Raw genomic sequence first — 18,024 nt, 5'->3', positions numbered from 1 at the left:
AAACCTTCAGCGCAAACCGGTAGTCGTACCTGCCGTCATAGGGAACCGGCGGGGCCGACTTGGGCCGAAGAGCCGCGAAGATGAGGATATAGACCATGTAAAGGCCGACGAGCACGAGGCCCGGGACGATGGCGCCGAGGAACATCTCGCCTGCGCTGGTCGAGCCGACATCGAAGATGCTCGGCATCGTCAGTTCGCCGGTCGAATCCTTGAACAGCGCCTTGCGCGCGGTTCCCGCCTGATCCGCCGCGCTGGTCAACTGGTCGGCGAGGATAATAAGGACGATCGACGGGGGTATGATCTGGCCGAGCGTTCCGGACGCGGCAATCGTTCCGGTCGCCAGTTGCTGGGAATAATTGTTGCGCAGCATCGCCGGCAGTGAGATGAGGCCCATGGCCACGACGGTCGCGCCGACAATGCCGGTCGTTGCCGCGAGCAGCGCGCCGACAAACACCACCGAGATGCCGAGGCCGCCGGGGATCGGTCCGAAAAGCCGCGCCATGGTAATGAGCAGATCCTCGGCGATCTTCGATCGCTGCAGCATGATCCCCATGAAGATGAAAAGGGGGATCGCGATCAGCGTGTCGCGTTCGGGTTCCCAATAGACCCCTCGAAGGTTGGTAACGCCGGCGCTCAGCCATTGCGAGGGACCGCCCTGCGCGAAGAATGCATCTGTGTCGCCCGCGAACAGGTAACCGAAGACGGCGGCCAGCAAAATGGTGATGATGGAAGAGCCGGGCAGCGCGAAGGCGACGGGATAGCCCGAGCCCAGCGCAAACGCCATGAGCAGGACAAGAAGGGCGAGGAAATAGAGTTCCATAGTTCGTCAGCCCCTATTGCACCGCCGGCGCGTGATCCACATGTCCGGGTTCGCCGCGGTAATCGGCGACGGCCTCCAGCAGATAGCTGACGAACTGGATCATCATTGATATTGCGAAAATCCCGAGAAACCCGGCCATCATGTATTTCACATACATGCCGAAACCGGCCTGGGTGACTTCAAAGTTGAGAACCGGGCTGTTGATGATCGACGCCTTCTGTCCCATCCCGACGATCAGGATCGTCCAGCAGAACACCAGCCCCATTGAAATCGAGCCGACCGCGTTCACCACCGCCTTGGTGCGATCCTTGAAGGCCGCATAAAAGACATCGACCCGCACATGCCCTTCCTCCTGCAGCGTATAGGCGCTGGCGAACAGGAACAGCGCGCCGTACCAGAAGCGCACGAGGTCGGCCATGAATGCCTGCTCGTAGGAAAAGATGAACCGCATGAAAACGATGCCGAGTTCAGCGATCACGATCAGCAGGGCAAGCCACGGAAACCCCAGGGTTCGGGTAAAACAGGCAATCAGGACGCCAAGCGCCATCAAAGGAACATGGACGTAAAGTCCGCGAAACTGCGAACGGCCGAGATCGCTTTCGAGGTCGGCCCCGACAACAGCCTCGAGCATGCCTTCGACCCGCAGGAAGGAAATGGCCATATCGACCACGCCGACGATGAGGACGCACCAGAAAGCCGCGCGGATCAGAAACGTGTTGATCGCCGCGATGCGCCGTCCGTCGGTCCGCAGGCTGGTCTGCCTGCTGCGCATCACGAAGACGAGACAAAGCAGAACCCCCAGCGGATAAAGCGCGAATTGAAAGAAGCCGGCCGCGCCACCGCCGTCAAGGCCGGTCGCAGCGCCCGGATATCCGGCGCCGTGCGTCAGGAAATTGTTGATCAGAAAGGCCGCCATGACGGCCAGCACCGACCAACCGAAGAATCTCACAAAATTGGCAAAGGATGAATTCGCCTTTGTTTGGGCCGTCGGCGATTCCGCCATATCATCTTCCCCCAGCCTGGGCCGTGTTGATACAGGGCATCGTCAGCGGCGCCGCAAATACGCGATCGCCGTTGCTGATATGGGGTCATAACCGGCTGTTTTTGTTTTTTTTCGCCGCTCCGCAGACCCGTCGGTCCATGCCCTGTCGAATCGTGCTCCGAGTGCGGGACGGGTAACCCCGTCCCGCGAGATCCGCGCGTTGTCGCGTCTTACTGGTTGATAACGGCGTTGCGCTTTTGAACGTAAGCCGTATCGGAGAGCTCGGTCCATGCGCCGAGTTCCGCACGTTTTTCCAGAACCGCGTCGTAGATCCTCATGGCAAGATCGTCGAACTCGCGGGTCTCTTCGATGACTTCCGCGGAGGCTTCGCCGAAAGCGTCGTAGACGTCTTCGTTGAACTCGCGCAGCTGAACGCCGTGATCGTTGATCAGGCGGTTCAGATACTCACCGTTGAAGGCATTGGTTTCCGCCATCGTGCGGGCGTTTTCTTCGTTACAGGCCGCCTCGATGATGTTCTGCTCGTTTTTCGTCAGTCCATCCCACCAGCTCTTGTTCATGCCGAAGGCGATCTGTGCGCCCGGCTCGTGCATGCCCGGCCAATAGTAGTATTTGGCTGCTTCATAAAGCTTCATGAAGTAGTCGTTGTACGGGCCGACCCACTCGGTGGCGTCGATTGCGCCGGAGACCAGGTTTTCGTAGATCTGACCGCCAGGCAGCGAGACCGGCGATGTACCCAGTTTCGCCATCACGTCGCCGCCAAGGCCCGGAATACGCATCTTCAGACCCTTCAGGTCGTCCGCGCTTTCGATTTCCTTGTTGAACCAGCCGCCCATCTGGACACCGGTGTTTCCACAAGCAAGGTTCTTGAGCCCGAACTGATCGGCAAGCTCGTCCCACAGTTCCTGACCGCCGCCATATTTGATCCAGGCGTCGATCTCGGTATAGGTCATGCCGAACGGGATCGCCGTAAACGGCGCCCAGCCGGGGTGCTTGCCTTTCCAGTAATAGTCTGGGCCGATGTAAGCCTGGGCGTTACCCGAAGCCACTTCGTCGAACGAGTCGAAGGCACCCACGCGTTCCCCTGCAGCAAAATACTGCACGTCAAGTCCGCCCTCCGTCAGTTCGCCAATACGGGCTGCAAGTCGCTGCGCCGCCAGTCCAAGCCCGGGAAAGTCGCGTGGCCATGTGGACACGATAACCATCTCCTTTTTGGCCTGCGCAACAGCGGGCGCGGCGAGCGTGGAAGCGGCGCCAGCGATCGCGGCACCCTTTAGAAATTTACGGCGTTCCATTAACATCCTCCCAAAAAAGCCCTTTCGCAACGAAGGTTTGTCCGCCGTTGCCGGGCCTGCATAGGCATTTGACAACAGTTTCTCAATTCGTGCAAATACCGGTTTTATCAGCACTACTACTGAGACGGCCAGCGACTGCGTGCAATCGCCGCATGCATATGCCATTTTCCGGCCGGAGCGGCGCAAACGGCCGCACGAACGCGGATTATGCGCATGAAGTTCAAGACAAAACTCCTGTTGATCACGCTCTTGCCGGTCATCTTGATCTCGGCCGCGATGATCTTCGTCATCAACTTTCAGTCCTCCCGCCTGTCCGGTATTCAGGCACAGACGGTGGAGAACCTTTATCTCGACCTCAAGCATACCGAGCTGAAGAACTACGTGACGCTGGCACGCAATGCGCTGACCCCGATCTACGCCTCCAACCTGAAGACCAAGCGGCAGGCCCAGCGCCAGGTCATGGACATCGTCCGCAAGATGACCTTCGGCGAGGACAGCTATTTCTTCATCTACGACGAGAACGGGACAAACATCGTCAATCCGCGCCTGACCTATCTCGTCGGCAGCAACTGGATCGGGCTGGAGGACGAGGACGGACGCCAGGTTGTTTCCGATCTGATCGACCGGGCCAAGAGGGGCGGCGAGTTCTACTCCTTCATCTGGAAGAAGCCTTCGACCGGCGAATATGTCGAGAAGCTCGGCTATTCGGTCTATCTCGACAAATGGGACTGGATGCTCGGAACCGGCATCTATCTCGACGAGGTCTCCCGCCAGGTCGCCAAGGTGCAGGCCGAGCTGCAAAGCAATGTCAGGGAGACCCGGCTTGTCCTTTTCGCGCTGATGCTTGGCGCCGTGGCGCTCACTGGCGCGACCATTGCCGCCGCGCGCCTGTCGGAGCAGCGCTTTGCCGACGCGCGGCTGAAAGAACTCTCCGCCCGGCAGGTCGAGTTCCAGGAAGACGAGCGCAAGCGTGTCTCGCGCGAACTGCATGACAGTATCAGCCAGCTTCTCGTATCGGCCCGTTACGGCCTGGAAAGCACGCTCAACCGGTCACAGGAACAGCGTGACATAACCGAACCGGTTGAAAAATCCATGAGCGCCATCAACGATGCGATATCGGAGGTGCGCCGCATATCGATGGCACTGCGCCCCTCGGTCCTCGATGATATGGGGCTGGCGGCGGCGGTCAAAAGCCTCGGCAGCGAGTTTTCGAAACAGGTCGGAATCGCCGTCGATGTTCAGGCCGAACCGCTCAAGGAGCTTTTGACCGATGAGGCCAAAACCGCACTCTACCGGGTGATCCAGGAGGCGTTGACCAATGTGGCGCGCCATTCACAGGCCAGCAACGTGACGATCGAACTGTGCAGGCGCGGCAGCAAGGTCAAGCTGCGGCTGGAAGATGACGGTGTCGGCATGCCCCGCGGCAGGCGCAAGGGCGGCGGACTCGGCATCCGCAACATGCAGGAACGTATCGACACGTTCGGCGGAACGATCCGATTTTCCAGGGCAAAAGCGGGCGGACTTGCAATCGCGGCGACTTTGCCGATAGTAAAACGAAAAAAATGAACGAAGAACAATAAAGGGGAACGAATGCGGTCTGGACAGTCAGACGGCAATCGGGTTCGGCTTCTCATCGTCGATGATCACGACCTGGTGCGTGAGGGTATCCGTTCGCGCCTGGCGGATGCGGATTTTGTCGACGTTGTCGGCGAAGGCAGCAACGGCGCCCGGGCGGTCGAGTTGTGCGAAGTGCTCGGACCGGACCTCGTGCTGCTCGATATCTCCATGCCGGAAATGAACGGGCTTGAAGCCGCCCGTCGCATCAAGCAATCGCGGCCGAACACCAAGATCCTGTTCCTGTCCATCTACGACAACGAGGAATATGTGCAGGAGGCGCTGCGCGTCGGCGCCAACGGCTTCGTCCTGAAAGATGTTTCGAAGGACGAGATGATCAACGCGATCCGCTCGGTCGCCCAGGGCGCCACCTATCTCGGACCCCAGGCTGCCGCGTCGCTGGCGGGCCGCAACAGCAACCGGCTGGTTCCGGCCAATGATTTCGGCCTGACCGAGAGGGAAAAACAGGTGCTGTCGGCGGTCTCCAAAGGTCTGACCAACCGGCAGATCGCCGGACAGCTCAACATCAGCGTGCGCACGGTCGAAAGCCATCGTCTGTCCATCCGGGAAAAGACCGGCGGCGGCAACGCTGTCGCGCTGTCGAAAATCGCCAACCGTCTCGGCCTGTAAGATAACAAACAGAACGTTCGTCTTGTTCTGGGTTCGGCAACGTGTAGATTGAACGGCGTGTAGACAGATGGGCGTGGTCGCCTGATCGTCATGTGGACCGGCCGACAAAGGAATCGACAGGAAAACGAAAATCTGTCACCTCCTGACGCTACAGCGTTTTGAATTGTGCAAGAGGCCCGGCGGGACAGTCCGGATGAACCATCAATTGCTCACCACCGAGCTTGAGGCCGTTGCCCGTTCAGCCGGCGAAGCCATCATGCAGGTCTATTGCGGTTCTCCGCATGTGCAGTTGAAGACCGACGGCTCGCCGGTGACGGCAGCTGACAGGGCCGCCGAGAAGATCATCCTCGAGGCCTTGGCAAGCCTGGCACCGCAGATCGCGGTGATATCGGAGGAAAACGAGCGCAGCCACGGGCTGGCCGCGCCGGATCGGTTCTTCCTCGTCGATCCGCTCGACGGCACCAAGGAATTCCTGAAGAAGGACAAGGCCGGCTCATTCACCGTCAATATCGCCCTCATCGAAAACGGCCGGCCGGTCCTCGGTGTGGTCTATGCCCCTGCCCTCGACCGCCTCTTCACCGGAATCGCGGGCACCGGAGCGTCCGAAACATGCTCGGGCGAGAGGCGCACGATCGCAGTTCGAAAAACAGCGGCCCGTGACCCGGTGGCCGTTGCAAGCAGTTCGCATCGCGACGACGCGACGGAACGCTGGCTGGCCGACCACGGGATCAAGAACACGATCTCCATCGGTTCGTCCCTGAAGTTCTGCCTGTTGGCCTGCGGTGAGGCGGATGTCTACCCGCGTTTCGGAACGACCATGGAGTGGGACACGGCGGCCGGCGACGCGGTGCTGAGGGCCGCCGGAGGCTTTGTCGTCACGCCGGACAATCAGCCATTTACCTACGGCAAACCGGGTTACCGGAACGGGCCTTTTATTGCCGTGGCCGATAGGAACGGATGCGGCCTTTGACAGGATCGGGTCAGGCGGGACTGAACAGCTACCGCCTGGTGTTCGGCAAACCCGTTGTTGCGGAAGAGATCGTGTTCAACGGCGGCCTGAGTTACGACGAAACGGGGGTACTGGATCAGCCCGGCACCATGGCGATCCCGCCATGTGCCAAGATTGAAGACATCGAAAAGAAACACGATCCCACGGTTCTGCCGCTCTTTCATATGCTGTGCTGCAGGCGAAAAACCGGCGGCGGCCCGGCCGAAGCGCTTGATTACATCGTCAACGCAAGCGGCCTCGCCCAAACCGGAGAGATTATCTCCTTGCGGGACCGGTTGATCCTGCTGTTCGAGCAAGTCGACCGCAAGACGAGCGGCAGGACACCGCCGCCCGGCAGAGAGATGTTCTCAAAGAGCTGATCGTGGCATTGTCAGACGCGCTCCAATGCAATGGCAATGCCCTGCCCGACGCCGATACACATGGTCGCCAGGGCAAGGCGCCCTCCCCGTTCGGCAAGTTCGAGGGCGGCCGTGCCGGTAATGCGCGCGCCTGACATTCCGAGCGGATGACCGAGCGCAATGGCGCCGCCATTCGGATTGACGAATTCCGCGTCCTCGGCAATTCCAAGATCGCGAAGCACCGCGATTCCCTGGCTGGCAAAAGCCTCGTTGAGCTCCACAACGTCGAAATCGGCGACGGAGATATCCAGACGTTCGAGCAGCTTCTTTGTTGCCGGCGCCGGACCGATCCCCATGATCCGCGGCGCGACACCCGCGGTGGCGCCGCCCAGGATCCGGGCAATCGGCGTCAGGCCGTGCCGCTCAGCCGCGGACCGCGATGCGACGATCAGCGCCGCCGCACCGTCATTCACGCCCGACGCGTTGCCGGCGGTGACGGTGCCGCCCTGCCGGAACGGTGTCGGCAAGGCGGCGAGTTTGTCCAACGTGGTCTCGCGCGGATGTTCGTCGCGGTCGACCAGCAAGGGATCGCCCTTGCGCTGGGGAATGGTGACGGCCGTGATCTCTTTCGCCAGTCTTCCCCCGGCCTGCGCCGCCGATGCCTTCTGCTGCGACCGCAATGCAAAGGCATCCTGATCTTCACGCGAGACGCCGAAATCCTCCGCCACATTTTCTCCGGTCTCAGGCATGGAGTCGACGCCGTACTGCGCCTTGAGAACCGGATTGACGAACCGCCAGCCAATGGTCGTGTCGTAGATTTCGGCGCGCCGGGAGAAGGCCGCGTCCGCCTTCGGCATCACAAAGGGTGCGCGCGACATGGATTCAACGCCGCCCGAGACAATGAGATCGGCCTCGCCGGCTCTGATCGCCCGTGCGGCCGCGATTGTCGCGTCCATGCCCGATCCGCAAAGCCGATTGACCGTGCCGGCCGGCACGCCGACGGGATAGCCCGCCAGCAACGCACTCATGCGGGCAACGTTACGGTTGTCTTCACCGGCCTGATTGGCGCACCCGAAGATAACCTCGTCGACCGCCTCCAGATCGAGACCCGGATTGCGCTCGGCCAGGGCCTTGAGCGGAACCGCGCCAAGATCATCTGTCCGCACCGCCGACAGGCTTCCCCCGAAACGCCCGATCGGGGTCCGGATATAGTCGCAGATAAATGCATCATTCATGATTTGGCCTTTCGTGATTTATTCCGGCATCGGCGGCGTGTGCGGGCACCGTCCTGCAGGTTTCAGGCGATCATTCGATTGCTGTCAGATGTCGAAGAAGATGGTCTCTTTATCGCCCTGGAGATGAATATCGAACCGATAGCTATCGCCGTTGCGCTGAGCAATCAAGGTCGGCACGCGGCCCTTGTGTTCAATCCGCGCCAGCACCGGATCTTCCGCATTCGCCTTTTCCTCATCGGAAAAATAGATGCGTGTGTTCAGGCCGAGATTAATGCCGCGGGCGACGATCCACACAGTGACGTGCGGCGCCTGAAGACGGCCGTCGCCAAAAGGCACACAGCCCGGCTTGACGGTATCGAACCGATAAAGGCCGGTCTCCATGTCCGTCGGCTGCCGTCCCCAGCCGGCAAAGTTCGGGTCGGCGCCCCCACGCGTTTCATGGGGGCTGTTGAAAAGCCCGTTACTGTCGGCCTGCCAGATCTCAAGCAGCGCATCCTTCAGCACCGTGCCGGTTCCGTCATAAACCTGACCGGTGATTGCGATACGCTCGCCTCGCGTCTCGTCATTGACCATGACGGTCCCGAGATCCTCATCGTAAACACCGTCGATACCGGCAAAATTCGGTGTGCAGCCGATATGCACATAAGGACCGGCTGTCTGTGACGGGCTTTCCTTCAGGCGGTTGTGCGACCCGGCCAATCAGTTGCCCTCCAGACGGTTCTCGAACAGTGTCGAACGCCGACCGCGCAGCACGATATCGAATTTGTAGGCAAGCGCGTCAAACGGGACGGCATTCGCCTTATCGAATTCGGCCACAAGCTGCCTGATCGCGGCGTCATCGGAAATGGTCCGCACGATAGGGCAAAGCGGGATCAGCGGGTCTCCCTCGAAATACATCTGGGTAATCAGGCGCTGGGCAAAACCATGACCGAAAACTGAAAAATGGATGTGGGCGGGTCGCCAATCATTGGCCCCGTTGGGCCATGGATAAGGACCCGGCCGGATCGTGCGAAACGCATAATACCCGTCATCGTCGGTGATGGTGCGGCCGCAACCGCCGAAATTCGCGTCAAGCGGCGCCATGTATCCGTCTTTCTTGTGGCGATAGCGCCCCGCTGCATTCGCCTGCCAGAATTCCAGCAGAACACCGGATACGCCGATGCCGCCCTCGTCGAGAACCCGCCCGTGAACAATGATCCGTTCTCCAAGGGCGCTTTCTCCGGGCCGGGCGAAATTATGAATGAGATCGGCGTCACGTTCGCCAAGCAGATCATGCCCGAATACCGGGCCGGTTATCTCGCCCGGCGTGTTTTCAAGCGACAGGAGCGGCTGGCGCGGCGAGCGTACTATGCTGCTCTTGTAGTCCGGCGTATAGGCCTTTGGATGCCGGTTCCGGTCGCGCGCAAAAAAAGCGCCAGTTTCCGGTGCTCTGTTATCCATCGCCGTCCTCCGCGGCAGCACCGTTCATCCCAATGTCTTCAAATACCCTTTTTGCGATTGCGATTGCGTGGTTCGCCGCCGGCACGCCTGCATAGACGGCAACGTGCAGCAGCGCCTCGCGAATATCGGCCTCTGATGCTCCGGTGTTGCGGCAGGCGCGAACATGCATCGCCACTTCTTCGTCATGGCCAAGGGCGGACAGCAGCGCGATCGTGACAATCGAGCGCTCCCTCGGTGTCAAATGAGGCCGTGACCACACATGCCCCCAGGCTGCTTCGACAATCAGTTCCTGAAACGGCGCGTCGAATTCCGATTTGCCTTCTTCCGCGCGGTCGACATGCGCATCGCCAAGCACGCGCCGGCGCGTTGCCATGCCGGATTGATACCGCCCGGATGATGTATCGTCTGCGCCCACGAGACACTCCACAGAATTCAAGCAAAGGCATGCCCCGGCACAATTGCCGCTTCAAATGGTTCTAATATCGATGTTTGCATATTTCTTCGGGGATGAATAATGAAAATTATCGCAATTTGGATAGCAATACAGATATGAATTCACTACGCAGAATGAAACTGCGGCACCTTGAGACCTTTGTCGAGGTTGCGCGGCAAAAGAGCGTCAGCCGCGCGGCCGAGGTTCTGCATCTCACCCAACCCGCCGTCACGCGCACCATCCGGGAGCTTGAAGACATTTGCGGGCGTGCGCTGGTCGAACGCGAAGGCCGCGGCATCCGCATCTCGCAACATGGCGAGGTCTTTCTGCGTCACGCCGGCAGTTCTCTGGCGGCGGCGCGAAACGGGGTCAATGCGCTCGCGGAACTCGATGTTGCCGATGGTCCGAGGATCCGATTGGGCGCGCTGCCGACGGTGTCGACAACGACCGTACCGCTTGCTGTTGCCCGATATCTCGAGGCCGGCATGCGCAATCGGCTCAAGATCGTCACCGGAGAAAACCGCGCCCTGCTCGACCAGTTGCGCAACGGCGAACTGGATCTCGTCATGGGTCGCCTGCCTGCGCCGGATGTCATGCTCGGCCTGATTTTCGAGCCGTTTTATCGCGACAGGGTCATCTTTGCGGTCCATGCGTCCCACCCGCTGGCCGACCGCACGGGATTCTCCGCCGATGCGATCGGCAACTACCCGGTGCTGGTTCCCACAAGGCAATCGATTATCCGGCCTTTCGTGGACCGGCTTTTTATCGAGCAAGGCATTACAGAACCGACACAAATCATTGAAACAGTTTCAGATTCATTCGGTCGTACCTTTGTCAGAAACCACCGGGCCATCTGGATCATCTCCCGTGCCGTCGTGTCCGCCGAAATCGAACGCGGCGAATTTGTGACCCTGCCGATCGATACGGAAACAACCGTCGGCTCCATCGGACTGTGCACGCGGGCGGATGCGCAACTGACGCCCGCCTGCACCGCCTTTGCCGACATTCTGCGGCGCGTCGTCACCGAGACCGCATAGATCCTTTTCAATCGAAAACGCCCCCGGAATTGTTCCGGGGGCGAGTGTGGCCTGTCCCGGGAGCAAGACGGCCGGTTCTACTGGTCGCAGTTCCACCAGTAGCGGGAAAAGTCCGTATCCCAGCTCTGCATGGGAACCCATTCATAGCCCTGCAGGCATTTGTTGGCGGCAAAACGCTTGGTCTGGGTCAGCAGGAAAACATCCGACTGCATGTCGTGGAGCTTTTGCTGAATGGCCTTGTAGAGCTCGTTCTGCCTTGCCGAATCCGTGCTGCTGCGCGACTCGTCGATCAGCGCGTCGATCTCATCGCTCAGCACCCACTCCATGGAAGCCCATGTGCCCTTGGCGTTCGAGTGATACTGGACATAGAAGACAGAGTCCGGAGACGGATAGGTCGGACCGTAAAAGATCTGTGTCGCATTGGGCGTGGTCTCGATGGATGTCGCAAGTTCAGTGATGCGGTTCCAAGGCTCAGCCTGTAATTCAACCTCGAAGCCAATGGATTCGAGCGCCGATTTGAAGAGCAGGGCGATCTCTTCCTGGAAGCCCGTCTTGGCGATATAACCATGGGTTATCTTGATCGGTTCCTGGCCGGCATATTTCGACTTGGCGAACTCCTCCTTGGCCTTTTCCAGATTGTATTCGGGCGCCGGGAGGCTATCGAGATAGGCATCGGCAAAAACCGGCGCCAGCGGTCCGCTCAACTGGCCGCCCGGATAAATCACCTCGCGAATGGTCTCGTAATCCATGGCATAGGCAATCGCGCGGCGGATATGGACATCATCCGTCGGCGGGAGCTGGTTATTGAGCTTCAGGTAAAAGCCGGTCGCCGTATCCGCCGAGATGATCTTGTAATCGTCCATCCTGGCGATGGCCTCGTAGGTTTCGACACCCTGATACTGGGAGGACATGCCAAGTTCGCCCTTGGCAGCCAGCGCCTTGATCGTCGCCTCGTCGCGCGTGACGACAAAACGCAGATTGTCGATGGGTTTCTCGTTCGGCCATCCGGCATGATAGCCCTCATACCGGTTCATCATCATCTGCGCGCCGCGCGTCCAGCTCTCGAGGCTGTAAGGCCCGGCTCCGGCGGATTTGTCGGCAAGATAGGTCTCGCCCCATTCGCCGTCGTTCTGCTCCGCGACCAGATCGGAATTGACCACAAGGATCAGCGGCGTGTTGGACAGAAACGGCGAATAGACGCGGTTGAGCGTGATCTCGACCGTTCCACTGTCGACCGCCTTGACGTTCTGCGGGTCGATCAGGTCGGCAAAGAGATAGGACGGCCCCTCATTGATCGACAGCAGCCGCTGCATGGAAAAGACGACATCCTTGGCTTCGACCGGGCTGCCGTCCTGGAACGTCGCGCCCTGTTTGAGCTTGAAGGTGTATCTGGTGTTGTCTTCCGACACCTCCCAGCTCTCGGCGAGCTGCGGGACGATCTGCCCGGCGCCGTTGACCGTGGTCAGACCGTCATAAAGGTTCACCGCGGCCATATATTCGGTGTAGTCGTTGATCTTCGCGGGATCGATGGTGCCGAAGATCTGAACCGTATTGACGACCAGCGTCACCTTGTCGTCGGCGAGCGCCGGTGCGGTGAGCGCTGTTGCGGCGGCCAGACCGGCCGCCAATGCCATTCCCTTCCTGAAGTATTTCATTTTGCTTTCTCCGTTTGGTTGGATTGTTTGATGGTTAGAGCGGCAGATCCTCCAGCGGCGTGTAGGCCTGCGGGTAGCCGAAATAGCCGGGTCCGACGAGCTCGATACCCGCAGGCGAGCGCCATTGCGCATCGCACGGCAGCCCGATCATCGTCACCGCCAGCCCGTAGCGAAGCTGTTCAGTCGTGACTGGCAGCCCGCCATCGGCATCGACCGCACAGATAAGATCCGGCGTGACCGCAAGCGGCTTGTCTTCATCGTCAAGGGCAATGAGAAACTCGTTCTGGAAATCGACGCGGAACACCCGGCCCTGATCCTCATCCATGCCCTTGATGACGGCACGCCCGCGCGCAAAACCGCCTTCCGTCTTGCGTTCGATGTCGATGACGCGGCCGGAAAAGAGCCGCTTTCCGTTGAGCTTCTCGATCAGCGCCGCAGCCGGATTGCGGTTGCGGGCGCGCTCGCCGGTGATCACCTGCCCGATTTCCAGGATCAGCGACAATGTGTTGCGCAGGATGCCCCTTTTGACCTCTTCGCCGCTCATCGGATAGAGCGCCACCAGCGCCGAGCCGCCCATCTCGATCGTCTGCGAGCGCGCCAGCCGCTCGGTCCAAAGGTTCGAGATGGCATTGATGACCGAGCTGTTGCCCTTCTCGTCGGCAATGACCATTGGCGTGGCAGCCACGCCCTGCATCGTGAAGGACACCATCTGCAGCTCCGGAAAGGCCCGCCCCATGCCGTCGCCGTCGATCAGCGGCAGGCCGGTCGCCGCCGCCACCGCGAACGGGATGGTCGAGTTGAGGCCGCCCGCCTCGATGCAGATCAGCGCATCGGCCTTGCGCCCCAAAAACGCTTCCAGCTGTTCCAGCGCCTGGTTCGCCTCGTTTCCGGCGGGCAGCTTTTCCAGCATCACGGTCGGCGCGCCCATCATGCAGACGGGAACGCAGAGCCAGTCGTCCTGGACCTCGTCGGGCGCGATGACCGTGACCGGGCCGTGCCTGTCGATGGCCGCCTGGGCCATCAGCTTGCCGATATAGGGATCGCCGCCGCCACCGGTGCCGAGGAAGGCACCGCCGGTGGCAATCGCCTCCATCTCATTGGCCGTGATTGTACGGGAGCTCATTGTTTCGCCTCCTCCGCAGGGCCGGCGCCCGGCGCGTTCTTATCGTCAAGCGGGAGATAGTTGAGATGACCGAGGCCAAAGCCCGCCGGGCCGACAACCGCCAGCGCCTCGGGCGTGCGCAGCAGCGGATGGCACGGAAGCGCCACCACGCTCACCCGCTGTCCGTAGCGCAGCAGTTCGGTGGTGATCGCCTCGCCGGTGTCGATGTCCAGGATCACGATGAGATCCGGCACGATGACCTCGGTCCTGCCGTTGCGGGAAAACACCAGATTCTCGTTCTGGATGACGATCGACGCGACATCGCCTTCGTGATCGTCGAAACCATCGATCCGCGCCTCGCCGGCGACAAAGCCGCCCTTCAGCTCGCGCCGAACGTCGCTGATCTTGCCGGTAAACACCAATTGCCCCTGCTCGAACCGGCAGATCGCCTCAACCGCATCGGCATTGTTGCGTTGCGCTTCGCGGACGGTGCGGCCGAGGGAAATGGCCCGGCTGTAGGAATCGGGAATGGCGAAGCGCTTGACGAAGACGCCCGGCATCGGCGCGCTTGCAAGCGAAGATGCCCCGCCCTGGGCGATTACGCAGGCGCGCGCCAGCCGCTCGTGCCACAATTCGGACGCCGCATGATCGAAGATGACCACATTTCCGTGCAGGTCGCACATGGCGCTCGGCGTGCTGCGATGCCCGTAAATCGAGTAGGTCGTCATCTGCATTTCCGGAAACGCCCGGCCCATGCCGTCGCAGTCGACGACCGGCAGATCGGCGAGCGCCGCGACGATGAGCGGTTCCATGGCGTTCTGGCCGCCGATTTCCTCGCAGGCGATCGCGTCGATCTTGAAGTCGAGCCGTTCCTCGAGCGCGCGGATGCAGCGCAGGCCCTCCCGGCCTTCCTTGATCCGTTCATGCGAGATCAGGGGCGCACCGATGCCGCCGACGGCGACGACCTTGGCGTCGTCCGGAAGCGCCTGGAGCGGCAGGATCCGCATCTTGCGGCCCTCGCGCAGCACCTGCAGCGCCCGCAGCTTGCCGATATACGGATTGCCGCCGCCGCCGGTTCCGAGAATCGCAGCGCCGACTTCAAGCGCCTCGATTTCCTCCTCGCCGATGGAGTAGAGATCAGCGTGCCGCGACAGCATGCGCACCCTCCATTTCTCCAACGACCTTGACGTGGATGCGTGTCGCGTTGCCCGGCAGATAGGCGAGCGGGACATCCTCGCGCTCGATCGTCTCGATGGTCGACGGCGACGCGCCGGACGCGACGGCCTTTTGCGTCGCTTCCTCCTCGGCCTGTTTGAGGCATTCCTCGCGCGTCAGCCCGTTTTCGAGCGAATAGATCCGGTCCACCTCTCCGCTGATCTGGGCGATGGCGGCGCCGACGGCATTGGCAACGGCAAAATTCTCCGGTCTGACGACATCCAGATCCGCCAGCCTGTCCGGCATGAGTATGGACCCGCCGCCGACGGCAATGACCGGGATGGGATCAGGGGAGATACGGCTGCGCTCCACGGCGCGCTGCAGCAACTGTGTGATGGCCATCCGCGCCTTCTCCACCGTATCCGTGTCAACCCGGGCAACACGCGCCGCATCGCCGATATCCGCTTCACCCCTTGCCACCGCGATGTCGGTCGCCGTCAGCGTCTCGCCGCCGAAGACCAGAGCCTCGCTCGTGATCCGGAACCCGACGGACCGTGGTCCGACCGTCACGCCCCCCGCATCATCGCGGCGGACAAGCGAGCCGCCGCCCAGCCCGACGGAGAAGACATCCGGCATGCGGAAATTCGTGCGCACCCCGCCGATATCCACCTCCGTCGCCGCCTGCCTCGGAAAACCCTGCTGCAAAGCGCCGACATCGGTGGTCGTGCCGCCGATATCGACGACAATGCCGTCGCGCTCGCCTGTCAGGAAGGCCGCGCCGCGCATGGAGTTGGTCGGCCCGGATGCAAAGGTCAGAACCGGAAAGTGCTTGACCGTATCGGCATTCATCAGCGTGCCGTCGTTCTGGGTGATGTAGAAATCGCAGTTCAGACCGGCCGAGGCGAGCGCGCCGGCAAAAGCGTCGACCGTGCGCTCGCTGAGCGACAGAAGGCTGGCATTCATGATCGCCGCGCTCTCGCGCTCCAGCAGGCCGATCCGCCCGATATCGCTGGAAAGGACCACGGAGACGTCAGGACACCGCTTGCGGATATGATCGCGCGCCACGCGCTCCATGTCCTGATTGATGGGGCTGAAGACCGAGCTGACCGACGCGACCTTGGTCTTGCGCGTGTTGATGTCGTCGCAGATGCGGTCGAGTTCCTCCTCGTCGAGCGGCGCGATCTCGCGCCCGTCGAACTCGTAGCCGCCGCGAACGAGATAGCCGCTGTCGCCGGCCGCCTCGCGGAGATCCGCCGGCCAGTCAACCATCGGAGGCAGGCAGGCGGTCGCGGGAAGGCCGAGCCGGATCGCCGCGACGGGATTGATATGTTTGCGCTCGATCACCGCATTGGTGAAATGCGTCGTGCCGATCATCACCTTGTCGATCTGCTTGCGGTCGATGCCGGCCTTTGCGATCGCCCCTTCAAGCGCGTCCACGACGCCGCCGGTCACGTCCTGCGTGGTGGCGGCCTTGAAGCCGGACAGTACCTCGCGCTCATGCATGACGACCGCGTCGGTATTGGTCCCGCCAACGTCAATTCCTAGTCGATACACCGCTTTCTCCTTGTCACTCTTAAGGTCAGGCGACGGTATCGGCGAGATACCGTCTCTGCTCCTCGATACTCGTCCTGGGTTTCAGGCGATCTTCTTCGTCGCTCATCACCGGCACGGCGGCGATCAGCGCTCTCGTATAGGGATGCCGGGGATCGGCAAACACCGAACGCGGTTCGCCGCTCTCCACCAGTTCACCGCGCAGCATGATGGCGATGCGGCTGCAGAAATTGCGCATCAGCGACAGGTCATGGGAAATGAAGAGGAAGGTCAGGCCCAGTTCGTCCCGGAGCCTTTGCAGCAGGTCGATGACGTTCTTTTGCACCGACACATCGAGCGCCGATGTCGGCTCGTCCAGAACGATGATTTTCGGATCGGCCGCCAACGCCCGCGCGATCGCGACCCGCTGCTTCTGACCGCCCGACAGCTCATGCGGATATTTGGACACATAGTGCGGTGCGAGCTCGACATGCGCCAGCAACTCCTGGATCCGTTCTTCCGTACGCCGCGCGTCGAGCCCGGCAAAGCGCAGCGGCACCGAGAGGGTCTGACCGACCGTGCGCTTCGGATTGAGCGAGGTTCCCGGGTTCTGATAGACGATCTGGATCAGGCGGCGGTAATCGGAGCCCTGCCCGTCGCCGCCGACAGCGCCGCCATCGACGGAGATCGTTCCGCTGCTCGGCCGGATCAGCCCCATGATCATGCGAGCGACGGTCGTCTTGCCGGATCCCGATTCTCCCGCAAGGCCGAAGATCTCGCCCCTGGCGACGGTGAGCGATACATTGTCGACGGCCCGGTGGCTGTCGCCGCGCCGGAAAATACCCCTGTCCTCGAAGGTCTTGGACACATTCGCAAGGCTGATGATCGGGTCGGCATCGACAGCCGGCTGATCCTCGACACCCGGTCCGTAAAGCGGCGGGATCGCATTGATCAACTGGCGCGTATAGGCCTGCTGCGGTGTCTTGAACAGCGTCGTCAGCGGACCGTTTTCAACGATCTCGCCATGGCGCATGACGAAGATATCATCGGCCATCTTGCGAACGACGCCGAGATTGTGGGTGATCATCAGCAAAGACAGGCCATTGTCCGAAACCAGCCGGTTGATCAGCTTCATGATCTCGTCCTGGGTCGTCACATCGAGCGCCGTTCCCGGCTCATCAGCAATCAAGAGCCGCGGCTGGTGCAAAAGCGCCAGGGCGATCAGCACGCGCTGGCGCATGCCGCCGGACAGTTGCGACGGATAGGCATTGAAGACGCGCGCCGGATCGGAGAGCTGCACCTGCCTTAAAACCTGCTCGATGCGCCGGCGCCGGTCGGCCGCATCGGAACGCTCGTGCAGGCGCCGGTCCGAGAACCGCAGCACATCGTCCAGATGCCGCCCGATCCGGAACACCGGATTGAAGGAGCTCAGCGGGTCCTGCATGAGGATCGAAAAGGCCGTGCCTTTCATGGCTTCACGCTTGCCGCGCGACAGCGTCAGCACGTCCTCGCCGTCAAACCGGATGCTGCCGCCCTCGACGACGGCGTTTTCCGGCAACGTGCCGAGGATGGCCTTGCTGGTGACCGACTTGCCGGAACCCGTCTCCCCGATGAGAGCCACACGACCGCCCTCCGGTATCTTCAGCGCCACGTCCTTGAGCACATTGCTGACGATCCCGTAATTTCTGAAGGAGACGTTGAGATCCTGGATTTCAAGCAGGCTCGTCATGG

The 18,024-nt window shown here is 61.3% G+C and carries 17 protein-coding genes; 5 read left to right on the top strand and 12 right to left on the bottom strand.

Annotation, left to right across the window (positions count from 1 at the left end; genetic code table 11):
• The 3 genes from AC5E6N_RS06060 to AC5E6N_RS06050 all read right to left on the bottom strand — a co-directional run.
• The coding region (locus AC5E6N_RS06060; protein ID WP_491746977.1) for a TRAP transporter large permease subunit at window positions 1-820 on the bottom strand (820 nt) is incomplete at its 3' end.
• A gap of 13 nt (window positions 821-833) precedes the next feature.
• The gene (locus AC5E6N_RS06055) at window positions 834-1,823 is read right to left on the bottom strand and encodes a TRAP transporter small permease subunit (RefSeq protein ID WP_491746976.1); all 990 of its coding nucleotides are present in this window, start codon (window positions 1,821-1,823) and stop codon (window positions 834-836) included.
• A gap of 209 nt (window positions 1,824-2,032) precedes the next feature.
• The gene (locus tag AC5E6N_RS06050) at window positions 2,033-3,115 is read right to left on the bottom strand and encodes a TRAP transporter substrate-binding protein (RefSeq protein WP_491746975.1); all 1,083 of its coding nucleotides are present in this window, start codon (window positions 3,113-3,115) and stop codon (window positions 2,033-2,035) included.
• Window positions 3,116-3,328: 213 nt separating this feature from the next.
• Here AC5E6N_RS06050 and AC5E6N_RS06045 point away from each other — a divergent pair, with 213 nt between their 5' ends.
• From AC5E6N_RS06045 to AC5E6N_RS06030, 4 genes are all read left to right on the top strand, one after another.
• Window positions 3,329-4,681, top strand: a complete 1,353-nt coding sequence (locus AC5E6N_RS06045; protein WP_491746974.1) for a cache domain-containing protein — start codon at window positions 3,329-3,331, stop codon at window positions 4,679-4,681.
• A 24-nt stretch (window positions 4,682-4,705) separates the two neighbouring features.
• Complete coding sequence (locus tag AC5E6N_RS06040) at window positions 4,706-5,359, top strand: response regulator (RefSeq protein WP_491746973.1); 654 nt, start codon at window positions 4,706-4,708, stop codon at window positions 5,357-5,359.
• A 193-nt stretch (window positions 5,360-5,552) separates the two neighbouring features.
• Entirely contained in the window at window positions 5,553-6,329 is a 777-nt protein-coding gene (gene cysQ, locus AC5E6N_RS06035) for a 3'(2'),5'-bisphosphate nucleotidase CysQ (RefSeq protein WP_491746972.1), read from the top strand.
• Window positions 6,317-6,727 carry a hypothetical protein gene (locus AC5E6N_RS06030; protein WP_491746971.1) on the top strand — a complete coding sequence of 137 codons (411 nt, stop codon included), beginning with the start codon at window positions 6,317-6,319 and terminating at the stop codon, window positions 6,725-6,727. Before cysQ ends, AC5E6N_RS06030 begins: the two co-directional genes overlap by 13 nt.
• A gap of 11 nt (window positions 6,728-6,738) precedes the next feature.
• Here the strand turns inward: AC5E6N_RS06030 and pcaF are convergent, their stop codons facing one another.
• The 4 genes from pcaF to pcaC form a co-directional block, all read right to left on the bottom strand.
• Window positions 6,739-7,941 (bottom strand): 3-oxoadipyl-CoA thiolase, encoded by a 1,203-nt coding sequence (pcaF, locus tag AC5E6N_RS06025; protein ID WP_491746970.1) that lies wholly within the window; start codon window positions 7,939-7,941, stop codon window positions 6,739-6,741.
• Between the two features lie 84 nt (window positions 7,942-8,025).
• A complete protein-coding gene (pcaG, locus tag AC5E6N_RS06020; RefSeq protein ID WP_491746969.1) occupies window positions 8,026-8,640 on the bottom strand; it encodes a protocatechuate 3,4-dioxygenase subunit alpha in 615 nt (204 codons plus the stop codon).
• Complete coding sequence (gene pcaH / locus AC5E6N_RS06015; RefSeq protein ID WP_491746968.1) at window positions 8,641-9,381, bottom strand: protocatechuate 3,4-dioxygenase subunit beta; 741 nt, start codon at window positions 9,379-9,381, stop codon at window positions 8,641-8,643.
• Window positions 9,374-9,796, bottom strand: a complete 423-nt coding sequence (gene pcaC, locus AC5E6N_RS06010; RefSeq protein ID WP_491746967.1) for a 4-carboxymuconolactone decarboxylase — start codon at window positions 9,794-9,796, stop codon at window positions 9,374-9,376. Before pcaC ends, pcaH begins: the two co-directional genes overlap by 8 nt.
• 152 nt (window positions 9,797-9,948) lie before the next feature.
• On the opposite strand from pcaC, the gene pcaQ reads away from it, so the two are divergent.
• Window positions 9,949-10,851, top strand: a complete 903-nt coding sequence (pcaQ, locus tag AC5E6N_RS06005) for a pca operon transcription factor PcaQ (protein WP_491746966.1) — start codon at window positions 9,949-9,951, stop codon at window positions 10,849-10,851.
• Between the two features lie 77 nt (window positions 10,852-10,928).
• Here pcaQ and AC5E6N_RS06000 read toward each other — a convergent pair whose 3' ends face one another.
• The 5 genes from AC5E6N_RS06000 to AC5E6N_RS05980 are packed head-to-tail and all read right to left on the bottom strand — an operon-like array spanning window position 10,929 to window position 18,022.
• Entirely contained in the window at window positions 10,929-12,506 is a 1,578-nt protein-coding gene (locus tag AC5E6N_RS06000) for an ABC transporter substrate-binding protein (RefSeq protein WP_491746965.1), read from the bottom strand.
• Window positions 12,507-12,540: 34 nt separating this feature from the next.
• On the bottom strand, window positions 12,541-13,629 hold the full coding sequence (locus tag AC5E6N_RS05995) for an S-methyl thiohydantoin desulfurase family protein (protein ID WP_491746964.1): 1,089 nt from the start codon (window positions 13,627-13,629) through the stop codon (window positions 12,541-12,543).
• The gene (locus tag AC5E6N_RS05990) at window positions 13,626-14,765 is read right to left on the bottom strand and encodes an S-methyl thiohydantoin desulfurase family protein (RefSeq protein WP_491746963.1); all 1,140 of its coding nucleotides are present in this window, start codon (window positions 14,763-14,765) and stop codon (window positions 13,626-13,628) included. The genes AC5E6N_RS05995 and AC5E6N_RS05990 overlap by 4 nt, the downstream gene beginning before the upstream one ends.
• Window positions 14,746-16,317, bottom strand: a complete 1,572-nt coding sequence (locus tag AC5E6N_RS05985) for a hydantoinase/oxoprolinase N-terminal domain-containing protein (protein ID WP_491746962.1) — start codon at window positions 16,315-16,317, stop codon at window positions 14,746-14,748. The genes AC5E6N_RS05990 and AC5E6N_RS05985 overlap by 20 nt, the downstream gene beginning before the upstream one ends.
• Window positions 16,318-16,342: 25 nt before the next feature.
• Entirely contained in the window at window positions 16,343-18,022 is a 1,680-nt protein-coding gene (locus tag AC5E6N_RS05980; RefSeq protein WP_491746961.1) for a dipeptide ABC transporter ATP-binding protein, read from the bottom strand.
• Between the last annotated feature and the right edge of the window lie 2 nt (window positions 18,023-18,024).

It is taken from the genome of Hoeflea sp. (assembly GCF_984452065.1).
The sequence above is the reverse complement of the archived record's forward strand: the minus strand, read 5'-3'. Positions and strand labels throughout refer to the sequence as shown.

What these genes read in the sequence shown, in the direction of transcription:
- AC5E6N_RS05990 (WP_491746963.1), bottom strand. Translation starts at nt 14,765, where the DNA reads ATGCTGTCGCGGCACGCTGATCTCTACTCCATCGGCGAGGAGGAAATC.
- AC5E6N_RS06055 (WP_491746976.1), bottom strand. Translation starts at nt 1,823, where the DNA reads ATGGCGGAATCGCCGACGGCCCAAACAAAGGCGAATTCATCCTTTGCC.
- AC5E6N_RS06040 (WP_491746973.1), top strand. Translation starts at nt 4,706, where the DNA reads ATGCGGTCTGGACAGTCAGACGGCAATCGGGTTCGGCTTCTCATCGTC.
- pcaF (WP_491746970.1), bottom strand. Translation starts at nt 7,941, where the DNA reads ATGAATGATGCATTTATCTGCGACTATATCCGGACCCCGATCGGGCGT.
- pcaQ (WP_491746966.1), top strand. Translation starts at nt 9,949, where the DNA reads ATGAAACTGCGGCACCTTGAGACCTTTGTCGAGGTTGCGCGGCAAAAG.
- AC5E6N_RS05980 (WP_491746961.1), bottom strand. Translation starts at nt 18,022, where the DNA reads ATGACGAGCCTGCTTGAAATCCAGGATCTCAACGTCTCCTTCAGAAAT.
- AC5E6N_RS06050 (WP_491746975.1), bottom strand. Translation starts at nt 3,115, where the DNA reads ATGGAACGCCGTAAATTTCTAAAGGGTGCCGCGATCGCTGGCGCCGCT.
- AC5E6N_RS06000 (WP_491746965.1), bottom strand. Translation starts at nt 12,506, where the DNA reads ATGAAATACTTCAGGAAGGGAATGGCATTGGCGGCCGGTCTGGCCGCC.
- AC5E6N_RS06045 (WP_491746974.1), top strand. Translation starts at nt 3,329, where the DNA reads ATGAAGTTCAAGACAAAACTCCTGTTGATCACGCTCTTGCCGGTCATC.
- AC5E6N_RS06030 (WP_491746971.1), top strand. Translation starts at nt 6,317, where the DNA reads ATGCGGCCTTTGACAGGATCGGGTCAGGCGGGACTGAACAGCTACCGC.
- AC5E6N_RS05995 (WP_491746964.1), bottom strand. Translation starts at nt 13,629, where the DNA reads ATGAGCTCCCGTACAATCACGGCCAATGAGATGGAGGCGATTGCCACC.
- pcaH (WP_491746968.1), bottom strand. Translation starts at nt 9,381, where the DNA reads ATGGATAACAGAGCACCGGAAACTGGCGCTTTTTTTGCGCGCGACCGG.
- cysQ (WP_491746972.1), top strand. Translation starts at nt 5,553, where the DNA reads ATGAACCATCAATTGCTCACCACCGAGCTTGAGGCCGTTGCCCGTTCA.